Consider the following 12,643-nt stretch of genomic DNA (forward strand, 5'->3'; position numbering starts at 1 on the left):
GGCCTCTTCGCGGGCACGCCCGCGAAAAAAACAGCGCGGTCATTCAGGAATGCCCTGCCCCCCGCCCAGCGCCTCGCGGAATCGCCGGGTGCTGGCCACAGCCAGCAGCAACCCGACCACCGCCACGCTACCGCCCACCAGGCCGATATCCGCCACATCCAGCTGGCTGCTGACGATACTGCCCAGCAAAGCACCACCGCCGATGCCGATATTGTAGATACCCGAGAACAGCGCCATGGCCACATCGGTGGCATCGGACGCCAGCTTCAGGGTCTTGGACTGCAGCGACAGGCTGAAGCTGAGGATCGCCACACCCCAGAACATGCTCAACGCGGCAAACACGTAGAAGTTGCCCGACAGCGGCAACAGCAGCAACAGGCACGCCGCCAACAGGCCGATCGAGCCCACCAGGAAGCCATGCGGGAAGCGGTCGCTGTAACGGCTGAACAGCAACGAGCCGAATACCCCGGCACCGCCGAACAGCAGCAACACCAGTGTGGTGCGCTCACCGCCGATCTTCGCCACGTGCAGGGCGAACGGTTCGATGTAGCTGTAAGCGGTGAACTGCGCGGTAATCACCAGCGTCACCAGCACATAGGTGATCACCAGCGCCGGGCGCTTGAACAGGATCGGCAGACTGCGCAGCGAACCCGAGTTCTGGCTGGGCAGCAGCGGCAGCGACTTCATCAGGCACAGCATGGTCGCCAGCGCCACCCCGGCAATGCTCAGGAAGGTGGTGCGCCAGCCCAGCGCTTCGCCCACCACGCGGCCCAGCGGGATACCCAGGACCATGGCCAGGGTGGTGCCAGTGGCCAATAGGCCCAGCGCCTTGGCCTGCTGGCCGGGCGGCGCTACACGCACCGCCAGGGAAGCGGTGATGGCCCAGAACACCGCATGCGCCAAAGCAATACCGATACGGCTGACCAGCAACATGGCAAAGCTCTGCGACAACCACGACAGCAAGTGGCTGACGATGAACACCAGGAACACGAACAGCAACAGGCGCCGCCGCTCGATGTTGCGGGTCAGCAGCATCATCGGCAGCGAGGCCAGCGCCACCACCCAAGCGTAGATGGTCAGCATCAGGCCGACCTGCGCGGTACTCATGTCGAAACTGCGGCCGATGTCGCTGAGCAGCGCCACCGGGACGAACTCGGTGGTGTTGAAGATGAAGGCCGCCAGGGCCAGCGCAATGACGCTCAGCCAGCTGCCGCTACCCGCCGTGGGTGGCATGTTGGTGGGTATGGGTCCATTCATGGGTGCAAACCGCTTCTCCGCAGGCAAGGCAACAGGACGCACGCCAGTCACCCGCTTGCCGGGGTGTGGACGCACGCTTTGTTATTGGAAGGAATGCCCGGCATGGTACGCGTCAAGCCGGGGGCTCACAACCGCGAACCGGGCAGAAGGAGTAACATGCGCGCTTTGTACGAACGCGTATGCAACAAGGAGCCCGATCCGCTAATGGACCAGCAGCACACCCAGCAGCAGTGGCAGCAGGCGGTCATCGCCTATGCGCAGGCCGTCAACGACTATGTCGCGCAGGGCCGCGCGCAAGGTTGGGATGACCTGGAAGAGCCCCTGCCGCAAGCCACCGAGCATTTGCTCGATGCCTGGCTGCAAGCCCTGCAAGCAGCCAACCGGCCTGGCGTCGAAGCCTCCGAACAGCAAGCCTTCCGCGAAGCCTGGCCGCCCGCCCACCACCCATTGCTACCGCTGATCAAGGAGCACGGGCAAGGCATCGGCAACGTCCTGCTGCTGGAGGATGGCAGCCTGCTGGCACGCATCGGCATGCCGCATGACAAAGGCCAGGTGGTGCGCATTGACAATCTCGGGGTGACCCCGGTGATCGGCGTCGATCACTTCGGCCGCTGTCCGGCCCGGCGCTATTTCGCCCTGGCCAATGCAGAGGGCATACGCGTGACCGATGGCTGGGGGGGCCCGCAGGTGCTGCGCCTGAGCTGGCCCACGGGGCTGGAGGGGTTGCCGCCGGGTTACCCGTTCGAGCCATTCGAACTGCCGCCCACGCCGTCCGCACTGATCCCCTTCCCGGATGGCCAGCGGGTGCTGCTGGTGAGTGCCGAGGGTATCTTCCTGCTGGCCCGCCACGGCGCGACCCGCTTGCTGCCGCAACAGGCGCGGGTGCTCGACGAACTGGACGAAGGCACCGACCCGGACGACATCAGCCTCGGGCTGAGCATGGAGCATGGTGCGGTGTCGGTGGATGGCCGGTTGATCGTGGTCGGCGAACAAGGCAGCCGTCACCTGGTACTGGACGACCAGCTCAGGCCCGTAGCAGCAATCGGCCCGGCCAGCGAGTATCCGCACTTTGCGCTGTTCAACCACGCGGGTGACCAGTTGATAGTCAATGCCTGCCATTTCTACAGCGGTGCCACACTTGCCGTCAGGGTGGCCGACTTGCCGGGGTTGGACACCGACTACTACAGCCAGGACCCACGTACCCCGCTGGTACAGGATGGTGCACGGGTGTATGCCGGCGTGGCGCGCGACGGTGAGTACATCGTGGGGGATGCCTATGGTTACCTGCGGGCGTTTGGCGAAGATGGCGTGGAGCATTGGCAGCATTACCTGGGGTCGACCATCAGTGCGCTGGATATCAGTGCTGACGGGCGTACGCTGGTGGCAGCGAGCCATGCCGGGTTTGTTTCGGTGGTTGCCCTGGATAGCGGGCGGCCTGCCTGGCAGATCGGTACCGGGGCGCATGGCGAGGTACGGCGGTGGTTGTTCTGGAAAGGCTGGGACAGGGCATTGGCCTGGTAACAGATCCAGCGTCTTCATTGCCTGTGCCGGCCTCTTCGCGGGTAAACCCGCTGCCACAGGCAAATCACAGCTCACGAAGCCTGTGCTGTACCTGTGGGAGCGGACGAGCCCGCGAAGAGGCCGGGGCAGGCAACCAATCAGCCCTGCAAAGTGGCCATGTCGATCACGAACCGGTACTTCACGTCCCCGGCAATCATCCGCTCATACGCCTGGTTGATGTTGCGGATATCCAGCAACTCGATATCACAACGAATCGCGTGCTCGGCACAGAAATCCAGCACTTCCTGTGTCTCGGCAATTCCGCCGATCAATGACCCCGCCAGCACCCGACGCTTCATCACCAGATTGGCCGCGTGCACCGCCGGGTCGATCGGCTCGATCAGGCCGACCAGGATGTGCACGCCATCGAATTTCAGGGTTTCCAGGTACGGGTTGAGGTCGTGCTGCACCGGGATGGTGTCGAGCAGGAAGTCGAAACGGCCCGCCGCGGCGTGCATCTGCTCGGCATCGGTGGACACGATCACATGGTCGGCACCCTGGCGACGGGCTTCCTCGGCCTTGCCCTGGGAACGGGTGAACAGGGTCACTTCGGCGCCAAGGGCCTTGGCCAGCTTGATAGCCATGTGGCCCAGGCCGCCCATGCCGAGGATGCCGATCTTGTGACCAGGGCCGACGCCGTGGTGCTTGAGCGGCGAATAAGTGGTGATGCCGGCGCAGAGAATTGGCGCGGCGCTGGGCAGGTCCATGCCGGCCGGGATGCGCACCACGAAGTGCTCGCTGACCACGATGCTGCTGGAGTAACCGCCCATGGTGTTGCTACCGTCGACCCGGTCCGGGGTGGCGTAGGTCATGGTCGGGCCTTCCAGGCAATATTGCTCCAGGTCCTTGGCACAGGCTTCGCAGTGGCGGCATGAGTCGACCATGCAGCCAACGCCGACCAGGTCGCCGACCTTGTGCGCGGTCACTTTGTCGCCCACCGCAGTGACGCGGCCGATGATCTCGTGGCCAGGCATCAGCGGGTACACGGCGATGCCCCATTCGTTGCGCGCCTGGTGAATGTCGGAGTGGCACACGCCGCAGTACAGGATATCGATGGCGACGTCGTCAGGGCGCGGGCTGCGACGTTCGAAGGTCATGGGAGCCAGAGGGCTGGTGGGGGTCTGGGCGGCGTAACCGATGGCGGTGTACATGCAGGGCCTCGCTATGAAGTGAAACGATTCAGGCTGCGCATTCTGCGCGCCATGCGTGGCTCCGCCCACGGCTGATTCTCCGGTATCGATGCCTGATTCTCCGAAGATGCCATGCAACATCTGGCGCCGAGCGTTCATTCTGCGATGATCAAACTGTCTGATCCTCTGCCCAGGTCCATCATGCAATTGACCCGACACGTCGACGCCAATGCGCCGCTTTGCACACTGATCCGCAGCCTCGCCACGCGCCCGGGCTTCGTGCCTACGCACCTGCCCCAGGTGCAGGTGCTGAGTTGGGATCACTATGTGGCCAGCAGCCCGCAGATCTACGAACCCAGCCTGATGATTCTGGCCCAGGGCAGCAAGCTGGCACGCCTGGGGCCGCGTACCCTGGAGTACGGCGCCGGGCATTACCTGGTGCAGGCATTGTCGGTACCGTTCATGTGCGAAACCTTCGCCACTCCCCAAGCACCGTTGCTGGGCGTGGCGGTGGATATCGACCGCAGCGTGCTGGGTGAACTGGTGCAAAGCATGGCCCTGGCGCCGGATGCCGCAGTGCAGGCGCAAACCCCGCAGTCGATGACCTCGGCGGCACTGGATGCGCCGATGCGCGAATGCGTGGAACGGCTGCTGCGCTGCCTGCAGGACCCAGTGGACGCCAGGGTACTGGGCCCGGCGCGGGTACGCGAGGTGCTGTACACCGCCTTGCGCGGCCCACAGGCGGGCGTGTTGCGGGCGCTGGTGGAGCAACAAGGGCACTTCGCCCGCATCGGCGCCGCCCTTGCCTACCTGCGCGAACACTACACCGAGCCGCTGAGCGTGGAAGCGCTGGCCGCGCGCGCCAACATGAGCGTTTCGACCTTCCACGAGCACTTCAAGCGCTGCACCGACATGGCACCGATGCAGTACCTCAAGCGCCTGCGGCTGCTGAAGGCGCAGCAGATGCTGATCGGCGAAGGCCTGGGGGTGGCACAGACCGCGCACCGGGTGGGGTACCAGAGCACCTCGCAGTTCAGCCGCGAATACAAGCGCCAGTTCGACCGCAGCCCCGGGGATGAATTGCCGTACCAGAGCCTGCCGGTGTAATCGCCTGCCCTGGCGCCATGGCCTGAATCAGCTCGACAGCGGCCATTGCGCCAATGGCCAATAAGCGCCCTTGCGCGACTCGTACAGTGTGAAATGGCGGGCGGCGAGGTAAAAATCCGGCGCGCTGCTGGCTTCTGGCGGCTGGCCGCGGTAATCCCTGGCCAGCGTCAGGTGCGGGCGATACTCACGGTCGGCCGCTTCCACTCCCAACGGCAGCAGCGCCTGTTGCAAGCTGTACACCAGCTGCAACAGGGCCGGCGGCGTCTGCTGTGCCTCCAGCACCAAGGCGCTGGCCCGCTGCCACACCTGCAAGCGGTCCAGTACCAGCCGCGGTGCTGCGGACGACAGCGAAAGCTGGTCGACCGCCGCGCAAATTGCAGGCGCCTGGGCGGTATCCACATCGCCCAAAAACAGCAATGTCACGTGGAAGTTGGCGGCCGGCACCGGCTTGCCGCTACGCAGGTTCAAGCCACGTCGCCACTGAGCCAGGGCGCGACGCTGAGCCTCGCTGACCGGCAAGGCGAAAAACAACCGCTTGAAGGGGGTTCCGCCGGGGCGTACGTCCTGAATCATACGAACTCCTCAACATGAAACGTTTGCGCAAGGCTGTAGGGCATTACACCTAAGTCGCCCCGTCGTTTCGCAACAATAAGTACAAACTACCCCCATGATTGTTTATGCTGGCGGGCTTATGCCATGGCGCATGGCCATTTTTCGACAAGTAAACGTCCATGAAAATTGCACTCGTACTCCTCTTCGCCCTCTCGATCGCCTATGTTCACCTGCGCGGTCGGGTTCGTCACAAGCTGACCCGTCAGCTGGGCGATCACTCCAGCTTCCTGGCTCCGGTCAACAGCTTCCTGTACCTGTTTTCCAGGCACCCGGCCAAGCCTTACCTGCCGGTGGAGGCCTTCCCCGAACTGCAGACGCTGCAGGACCACTGGCAGGAGATCCGCGAGGAAGCCCAACAGCTGCTGCATGTGGGCGAAATCAAGAAGTCTGACAATTATGATGATGTCGGTTTCAACTCATTCTTCAAGACCGGCTGGAAGCGCTTCTACCTGAAGTGGTACGGCGAAAGCCACCCATCGGCGATGACCCTGTGCCCACGCACCACCGAGTTGCTAAAAGGTATCGGCACGGTCAAGGCCGCCATGTTCGCCACCCTGCCGCCGGGCGCCAAGCTGGTGCGCCACCGCGACCCGTATGCCGGTTCGTACCGCTACCACCTGGGCCTGGACACGCCGAACGACGACGGTTGCTACATCGACGTGGATGGTGAGAAGTATTCCTGGCGCGACGGCGAGGGCGTGGTCTTTGACGAGACCTACATCCACTATGCGGCCAATACCACCGAGCACAACCGCATAATCCTGTTCTGCGACGTGGAACGCCCGCTCAAGTACCGCTGGGCAACCGCGTTCAATCGCTGGTTCAGCCGCAACGTCATGGCCGCTGCCGCCGCACCCAACGATGCCGGGGACAAGACCGGTGGCATCAACCGGCTGTTCACCCGTATCTACAAGATCCGCGAACGTGGCAAGGCACTGAAGAAGCGCAACCGCACGCGCTACTATCTGGAGAAGTGGGCGTTCGTCGCGGCATTGGTGCTGGTGTTCATCTACATCTGATCGCTGTGGTTGCGCGCAGCCCAAGGGCCTGCGCGCAACCAACCAAAGTACAAGTCTCACCCTTCCCACTCTTCGACTAGCCTGAAAGCTCCACTCGCAACCTCTCCAAGGTGAAGACGATGAGCATGATGGACTGGGACGCCTACCGTAAGCAGTTGATGGCCGGCATCGGCGATCTCAAGCAGCTTTCCCCTGACACCGTGGCCGGCTACATGACCGCCAGCGGCGCAGGGGCCAAGACCAACCACCTGGACGCCAAGACCCGCGAGCTGATTTCCCTTGCCGTGGCCGTGACCACCCGCTGCGACGGCTGCATCGCCGTGCACTCGCAGCAGGCCGTCAAGCACGGCGCCAGCCGCGAGGAAATCGCCGAAGCCCTCGGCGTGGCCGTGGCGATGAACGCCGGTGCCGCGCTGGTCTACTCGGCACGTGCCATGGATGCGGTAGGCAAGGCCAACGGCTGAACGCAAATGGCGTCGCCGCCCTTGCGCGACGGCGCCGCGCCACCCAGACTGGGCGGCCCAGCCCTTGCAGGAACCCGCATGATCCACATCCGCCCGATGACGCCGGAAGACTTCGAACGCTTCTGGCCCACCTTTCAGGCCGTAGTACAGGCCCGTGAAACCTACGCATTCGACCCCGACCTCGGTTTCGATCAGGCCCGCCAGCTATGGCTGGAATTGCCCGTGCGCACATTCGTGGCCGAGGAAGACGGCGAGCTGCTGGGTTCGTATTACCTCAAGGCCAATACCGCAGGGCCTGGTGGGCACGTGGGCAATTGCGGCTACATGGTCTGTGAACCGGCACGCGGCCGCGGCGTTGCGCGGTTGATGTGCGAGCACTCACAGAAACAGGCGCGCCAGGAGGGTTTTCTGGCCCTGCAATTCAATTCGGTGGTGGCCACCAATGAGGTGGCAGTGGCGCTTTGGCACAAGCTGGGCTTCGAAACCGTTGGCCGTTTGCCCAAGGCCTACCGCCATGCCCGACTTGGGCTGGTGGACTGCCTGGTGATGTACAAGTGGCTGGCAGACGAGCCGGTAGTGGAGAAGCCGCCACTGCTGATCGGGCGCAAGAACATCGAAGCGCGGGTGTCGCGTCGGCGCGGGCGCTGAGTTCTTCAGGCCGCCCTGCTCGACGAAGGTCTATGGTAAAGTCGCGCCCTTTTTGAACATGCTGGGATATCGCTGCACATGACCCCCATCCTCCGCTTCCTCAACCGCACCAGCCTGGTGACGCAGATCGTCATCGGCCTGATTGCCGGCATAGCCCTGGCCATGCTTGCGCCCGCCATCGCCCGCGACATGGCATTCCTCGGGAAAGTGTTCGTCAGCGCCCTCAAGGCGGTGGCACCCGTGCTGGTGTTCATCCTGGTCATGGCCTCGATTGCCAACCACCGCCACGGCCAGGAAACCCACATCCGCCCGATCCTCTGGCTGTACCTGCTGGGCACCTTCGGGGCCGCGGTAGTCGCCGTGGCCGCCAGCATGCTGTTCCCGTCGAACCTGGTGCTGAGCACCAGCGACGCTACGCTGAGCGCGCCGGGCGGCATCACCGAGGTGCTGCAGAACCTGCTGCTGAGTGCGGTCGACAACCCGATCAACGCCCTGCTCAACGCCAACTTCATCGGGATACTGACCTGGGCCATCGGCCTGGGCGTGGCCCTGCGCCATGCCGGCGAAACCACCCGCACCGTGGTCGAGGACCTGTCCAACGGCGTAACCCTGATCGTGCGCGTGGTCATCCGCTTCGCCCCGCTGGGCATCTTCGGCCTGGTCAGCGCCACGCTGGCCCAGTCGGGCCTGGACGCCCTGCTCGGCTATCTGCACCTGCTGGCAGTACTGATCGGCTGCATGCTGTTCGTGGCGCTGGTGATGAACCCGCTGATCGTGTACTGGAAAATCCGCCGCAACCCCTACCCGCTGACCCTGCTCTGCCTGCGCGAAAGCGGTATCACCGCGTTCTTCACCCGCAGTTCGGCGGCCAACATCCCGGTCAACCTGGCCCTGTCGGAGCGCCTTGGCCTGCATGAAGACACCTACTCGGTGTCGATCCCGCTGGGCGCGACCATCAACATGGCCGGTGCCGCCATCACCATTACCGTGCTGACCCTGGCGGCAGTGCATACTCTGGGTATCCCGGTGGACATGCCGACCGCCGTGCTGCTCAGCGTGGTGGCGGCGGTCTGTGCCTGCGGCGCCTCGGGCGTGGCCGGTGGCTCGCTGCTGCTGATTCCGCTGGCGTGCAGCCTGTTCGGCATCCCGAGCGAAATTGCCATGCAGGTGGTGGCGGTTGGCTTCATCATCGGCGTGCTGCAGGATTCGGCGGAAACGGCGCTGAATTCCTCGACCGATGTGCTGTTTACCGCGGCGGCGTGCCAGGCTGAAGAGCGGCGCAACGCGTGAGTTTGCCGGGCACCTGTGGGAGCGGGTTCACCCGCCCCCACAGGTGCCAATTGCCTAACACGGTGGCATTACCTACCCTAGTGGCCTTTCCCCAGCAATGAGACAGGGCCATGTCAGAACACGAAACCGTCGGCGAAGGCCGCTTCAACAGCATCGAGATCCGTGTTCTCGGCTCGCTGATCGAGAAGCAGGCCACCAGCCCTGAAAGCTACCCGCTGACCCTCAACGCCCTGGTCCTGGCCTGCAACCAGAAGACCAGCCGCGAACCGGTGATGAATCTCACCCAAGGCCAGGTCGGCCAGGCCCTGCGCGCCCTCGAAGGGCAAGACATGACCCGCCTGCAGATGGGCAGCCGCGCCGACCGCTGGGAACAGAGGGTGGACAAAGCACTGGAGCTGGTGCCGGCGCAACTGGTGCTGATGGGCCTGATGTTCCTGCGCGGGCCGCAAACCCTCAACGAACTGCTGACCCGCAGCAACCGCCTGCACGACTTCGACGACACCGAGCAGATCCAGCACCAGCTGGAACGCCTGATCTCGCGCGGCCTGGCCTTGCACCTGCCACGCCAGCCCGGCCAGCGCGAAGACCGCTACACCCATGCCTTGGGCGACCCGGCGGAAATCGAGGCGATCCTGGCTGCACGGCAGCAGGAAGGCGGGGCACGCAGCAGCGGCGGCAATGTGTCGGAAGAACGCATCGAAGCCCTCGAAGCCCGCATCGCGGCGCTGGAGGCACGCCTGGCCGAGCTGGAAGGCTGAGCCGTCACGGCTCGGGGTCTGGGAAGTTCCGGCAACTCTTGCGCTCGGCCAGCTCTCGGTCACTCGGGCGCTGGTCGACGAACACGGTGCGGCCGTCGGCGTAGATTTCCAGGTAGCCCCAGTGCAGGTCCTGCTCTTGCTGCCCGGGTTTCGGGGGGACTAGCCACCAGGGTTCGCGGCTGATCAGGGTCATGGGTGTGATTCCTGAGGGTGTCTGCAGTAATCATAGACATCCTCATGTGCTGCTTTGTTTGTACTGGCCTCTTCGCAGCAGAAGGCTGCTCCTACAGATTCCGCACAGTTTTTGAATACTGTGGAATTCCCTGTAGGAGCAGCCTTGCGCTGCGAAGAGGCCGGTACGGGCTTACGCCGGTGCCGAAGTGCGAATCAGGTGGTCAAAGGCCGCCAGCGATGCCTTGGCCCCCTCACCCACCGCGATCACGATCTGCTTGTACGGCACGGTCGTCACGTCACCCGCCGCAAACACACCCGGGATGCTGGTCTGGCCCTTGGCGTCGACGATGATCTCGCCACGCGGCGACAGCTCGAGGGTGCCTTTCAGCCAGTCGGTATTCGGCAGCAGGCCGATCTGCACGAAGATGCCTTCCAGCGCCACTTCATGCTGCTGGTCGTTGGTGCGGTCCTTGTAACGCAGGCCGGTCACCTTTTCGCCATTGCCCAGCACTTCGGTGGTCAGCGCACTGGTGATCACCTTCACGTTGGGCAGGCTGTGCAACTTGCGCTGCAGCACGGCATCGGCACGCAGCTGGCTGTCGAACTCGATCAGTGTTACCTGGGCAACGATACCCGCCAGGTCGATGGCCGCTTCCACGCCGGAGTTGCCACCACCGATCACCGCCACGCGTTTGCCCTTGAACAGCGGGCCGTCGCAGTGCGGGCAGTAGGCTACGCCACGGGCGCGGTATTCCTGCTCGCCCGGCACGTTCATTTCGCGCCAGCGTGCACCGGTGGCCAGGATTACGGTCTTGGCCTTGAGCGATGCGCCGCCGGCCAGGCGCACTTCGTGCAGGCCGCCATCGGTGGCCGGGATCAAGGCTTCACCGCGCTGCAGGTTCATGATGTCCACGTCGTACTGCTTGACGTGCTCTTCCAGCGCCGTAGCCAGCTTCGGCCCTTCGGTTTCCTGTACCGAGATGAAGTTCTCGATGGCCAGGGTATCGAGCACCTGGCCGCCGAAACGCTCGGCCGCAATACCGGTGCGGATGCCTTTACGGGCGGCATAGATGGCTGCCGAAGCACCGGCTGGGCCACCACCTACCACCAGCACGTCGAAGGCGTCCTTGGCATTGATCTTCTCGGCCTGGCGGCTGCCTGCGTTGGTGTCGATCTTGCCAAGGATTTCTTCCAGGCCCATGCGGCCCTGGCCGAACAGTTCGCCGTTCAGGTAGATGCTCGGCACCGCCATGATCTTGCGCGATTCCACTTCCGCCTGGAAAAGCGCGCCGTCGATGGCCACGTGGCGTACGTTGGGGTTGAGCACCGCCATCAGGTTGAGCGCCTGGACCACATCGGGGCAGTTCTGGCACGACAGCGAGAAGTAGGTTTCGAAGGTGAACTCGCCTTCCAGTGCCTGGATCTGCTCGATCACTTCGGCACTGGCCTTCGAGGGGTGGCCGCCGACTTGCAGCAGTGCCAGCACCAGCGAGGTGAATTCGTGGCCCATGGGGATGCCGGCGAAGCGCAGGCTTATGTCGGCCCCCGGGCGGTTCAGCGAGAACGATGGACGACGGGCATCGCTGCCGTCCGCACTGAAGGTAATAAGATTCGACAGGCTGGCAATTTCCGCCAGCAGGTCGTGCAATTCGCGGGATTTCGCGCCGTCGTCGAGGGAGGCAACGATCTCGATCGGCTGGGTGACCCGCTCCAGGTAGGTTTTCAGTTGCGATTTAAGCGTGGCGTCCAACATACGGGCGATTCCTTTTTCAAAACTCGAATACAAAAACGCCCAGGCGAGGTCGCCCGGGCGTTTGACGGGGCGGTAAGTACTTCAGCTTTGGCGGCTGCTCACCGCCCGCGTCAAGCGCATGATCGGATTTTCGTTCGAGAAGTGCCCGCGCGGCGATCAGGCAAGGCGAAAACAGGCGAGGAAGCGGAGTTGACAGGTTGTCAATGAGCATTCCGAGCCTGTTTTCAACGCAGCATGGTCGTCGCGCAGGCGCTTATCGGGCGAAAATTAGATCTTGCCGACCAGGTCCAGCGATGGCGCCAGGGTGGCTTCGCCTTCTTTCCACTTGGCCGGGCAAACTTCGCCTGGGTGAGCGGCAACGTACTGGGCAGCTTTCACTTTGCGCAGCAGTTCGGCAGCATCGCGGCCTACACCACCGTCGTTCAGTTCGACGATCTTGATCTGGCCTTCCGGGTTGATCACGAAGGTACCGCGATCGGCCAGGCCGGCTTCTTCGATCAGCACGTCGAAGTTGCGCGAGATGACGTGGGTCGGGTCACCGATCAGCGGGTACTGGATCTTGCCGATGGTGTCCGAAGTGTCGTGCCAGGCTTTGTGGGTGAAGTGGGTGTCGGTGGACACGCCGTAGATTTCCACGCCCAGCTTCTGGAACTCGGCGTAGTTGTCAGCAAGGTCACCCAGCTCGGTCGGGCAGACGAAGGTGAAGTCGGCCGGGTAGAAGAACACGACAGACCACTTGCCTTTCAGGTCGGCTTCGCTGACCTGGACGAATTCGCCCTTGTGGTAGGCGGTGGCGTTGAACGGTTTGACCTGGCTGTTGATGATTGGCATGAGAGACGCTCCTTCATGGGGTTGGAAACATTTGATGGAG

The 12,643-nt window shown here is 63.7% G+C and carries 13 protein-coding genes; 7 read left to right on the forward strand and 6 right to left on the reverse strand.

Going from position 1 to position 12,643, the window contains the following annotated elements; translation table 11 throughout:
- Positions 1–39: 39 nt before the first annotated feature.
- Positions 40–1,257 (reverse strand): sugar transporter, encoded by a 1,218-nt coding sequence (locus CAF92_RS03715; RefSeq protein ID WP_085599288.1) that lies wholly within the window; start codon positions 1,255–1,257, stop codon positions 40–42.
- Positions 1,258–1,461: 204 nt separating this feature from the next.
- Here CAF92_RS03715 and CAF92_RS03720 point away from each other — a divergent pair, with 204 nt between their 5' ends.
- Positions 1,462–2,778 carry a hypothetical protein gene (locus CAF92_RS03720; RefSeq protein ID WP_046614989.1) on the forward strand — a complete coding sequence of 439 codons (1,317 nt, stop codon included), beginning with the start codon at positions 1,462–1,464 and terminating at the stop codon, positions 2,776–2,778.
- Positions 2,779–2,915: 137 nt separating this feature from the next.
- Here the strand turns inward: CAF92_RS03720 and calA are convergent, their stop codons facing one another.
- Positions 2,916–3,968: a vanillin reductase gene (calA, locus tag CAF92_RS03725; protein WP_085599290.1), complete on the reverse strand. Its 1,053-nt coding sequence runs from the start codon at positions 3,966–3,968 to the stop codon at positions 2,916–2,918.
- Positions 3,969–4,148: 180 nt separating this feature from the next.
- Here calA and CAF92_RS03730 point away from each other — a divergent pair, with 180 nt between their 5' ends.
- On the forward strand, positions 4,149–5,054 hold the full coding sequence (locus CAF92_RS03730; protein ID WP_085599292.1) for an AraC family transcriptional regulator: 906 nt from the start codon (positions 4,149–4,151) through the stop codon (positions 5,052–5,054).
- A 27-nt stretch (positions 5,055–5,081) separates the two neighbouring features.
- On the opposite strand, the gene thpR is transcribed toward CAF92_RS03730, so the two are convergent.
- On the reverse strand, positions 5,082–5,627 hold the full coding sequence (thpR, locus tag CAF92_RS03735) for an RNA 2',3'-cyclic phosphodiesterase (protein ID WP_085599294.1): 546 nt from the start codon (positions 5,625–5,627) through the stop codon (positions 5,082–5,084).
- A 158-nt stretch (positions 5,628–5,785) separates the two neighbouring features.
- Here thpR and lpxO point away from each other — a divergent pair, with 158 nt between their 5' ends.
- From lpxO to CAF92_RS03760, 5 genes are all read left to right on the forward strand, one after another.
- Positions 5,786–6,685, forward strand: coding sequence for a lipid A hydroxylase LpxO (gene lpxO, locus CAF92_RS03740; protein ID WP_046614984.1), 900 nt, complete (start codon positions 5,786–5,788; stop codon positions 6,683–6,685).
- A gap of 119 nt (positions 6,686–6,804) precedes the next feature.
- Positions 6,805–7,149, forward strand: a complete 345-nt coding sequence (locus CAF92_RS03745; RefSeq protein WP_013973174.1) for a carboxymuconolactone decarboxylase family protein — start codon at positions 6,805–6,807, stop codon at positions 7,147–7,149.
- Positions 7,150–7,227: 78 nt separating this feature from the next.
- Entirely contained in the window at positions 7,228–7,797 is a 570-nt protein-coding gene (locus CAF92_RS03750) for a GNAT family N-acetyltransferase (RefSeq protein ID WP_046614983.1), read from the forward strand.
- Between the two features lie 78 nt (positions 7,798–7,875).
- Positions 7,876–9,087 carry a serine/threonine transporter SstT gene (gene sstT, locus CAF92_RS03755; RefSeq protein ID WP_085599296.1) on the forward strand — a complete coding sequence of 404 codons (1,212 nt, stop codon included), beginning with the start codon at positions 7,876–7,878 and terminating at the stop codon, positions 9,085–9,087.
- 110 nt (positions 9,088–9,197) lie between these two features.
- Entirely contained in the window at positions 9,198–9,845 is a 648-nt protein-coding gene (locus CAF92_RS03760; protein WP_046614981.1) for a YceH family protein, read from the forward strand.
- A gap of 4 nt (positions 9,846–9,849) precedes the next feature.
- On the opposite strand, the gene CAF92_RS03765 is transcribed toward CAF92_RS03760, so the two are convergent.
- The 3 genes from CAF92_RS03765 to ahpC all read right to left on the reverse strand — a co-directional run bounded on the left by CAF92_RS03765 (position 9,850) and on the right by ahpC (position 12,603).
- Positions 9,850–10,038, reverse strand: coding sequence for a hypothetical protein (locus CAF92_RS03765; protein ID WP_013973178.1), 189 nt, complete (start codon positions 10,036–10,038; stop codon positions 9,850–9,852).
- A 171-nt stretch (positions 10,039–10,209) separates the two neighbouring features.
- Positions 10,210–11,772, reverse strand: coding sequence for an alkyl hydroperoxide reductase subunit F (ahpF, locus tag CAF92_RS03770; RefSeq protein ID WP_085599298.1), 1,563 nt, complete (start codon positions 11,770–11,772; stop codon positions 10,210–10,212).
- Positions 11,773–12,039: 267 nt separating this feature from the next.
- Positions 12,040–12,603 (reverse strand): alkyl hydroperoxide reductase subunit C, encoded by a 564-nt coding sequence (ahpC, locus tag CAF92_RS03775; protein ID WP_004375926.1) that lies wholly within the window; start codon positions 12,601–12,603, stop codon positions 12,040–12,042.
- Positions 12,604–12,643 lie beyond the last annotated feature (40 nt).

Origin of the sequence: Pseudomonas sp. B10(2017), from assembly GCF_002113295.1 — a bacterium.
GTDB classification, from domain to species: Bacteria; Pseudomonadota; Gammaproteobacteria; order Pseudomonadales; family Pseudomonadaceae; genus Aquipseudomonas; species Aquipseudomonas pudica.

What these genes read in the sequence shown, in the direction of transcription:
- thpR (WP_085599294.1), bottom strand. Translation starts at nt 5,627, where the DNA reads ATGATTCAGGACGTACGCCCCGGCGGAACCCCCTTCAAGCGGTTGTTT.
- CAF92_RS03760 (WP_046614981.1), top strand. Translation starts at nt 9,198, where the DNA reads ATGTCAGAACACGAAACCGTCGGCGAAGGCCGCTTCAACAGCATCGAG.
- CAF92_RS03765 (WP_013973178.1), bottom strand. Translation starts at nt 10,038, where the DNA reads ATGACCCTGATCAGCCGCGAACCCTGGTGGCTAGTCCCCCCGAAACCC.
- calA (WP_085599290.1), bottom strand. Translation starts at nt 3,968, where the DNA reads ATGTACACCGCCATCGGTTACGCCGCCCAGACCCCCACCAGCCCTCTG.
- CAF92_RS03720 (WP_046614989.1), top strand. Translation starts at nt 1,462, where the DNA reads ATGGACCAGCAGCACACCCAGCAGCAGTGGCAGCAGGCGGTCATCGCC.
- lpxO (WP_046614984.1), top strand. Translation starts at nt 5,786, where the DNA reads ATGAAAATTGCACTCGTACTCCTCTTCGCCCTCTCGATCGCCTATGTT.
- CAF92_RS03745 (WP_013973174.1), top strand. Translation starts at nt 6,805, where the DNA reads ATGAGCATGATGGACTGGGACGCCTACCGTAAGCAGTTGATGGCCGGC.
- CAF92_RS03730 (WP_085599292.1), top strand. Translation starts at nt 4,149, where the DNA reads ATGCAATTGACCCGACACGTCGACGCCAATGCGCCGCTTTGCACACTG.
- ahpC (WP_004375926.1), bottom strand. Translation starts at nt 12,603, where the DNA reads ATGCCAATCATCAACAGCCAGGTCAAACCGTTCAACGCCACCGCCTAC.
- CAF92_RS03715 (WP_085599288.1), bottom strand. Translation starts at nt 1,257, where the DNA reads ATGAATGGACCCATACCCACCAACATGCCACCCACGGCGGGTAGCGGC.
- CAF92_RS03750 (WP_046614983.1), top strand. Translation starts at nt 7,228, where the DNA reads ATGATCCACATCCGCCCGATGACGCCGGAAGACTTCGAACGCTTCTGG.
- ahpF (WP_085599298.1), bottom strand. Translation starts at nt 11,772, where the DNA reads ATGTTGGACGCCACGCTTAAATCGCAACTGAAAACCTACCTGGAGCGG.
- sstT (WP_085599296.1), top strand. Translation starts at nt 7,876, where the DNA reads ATGACCCCCATCCTCCGCTTCCTCAACCGCACCAGCCTGGTGACGCAG.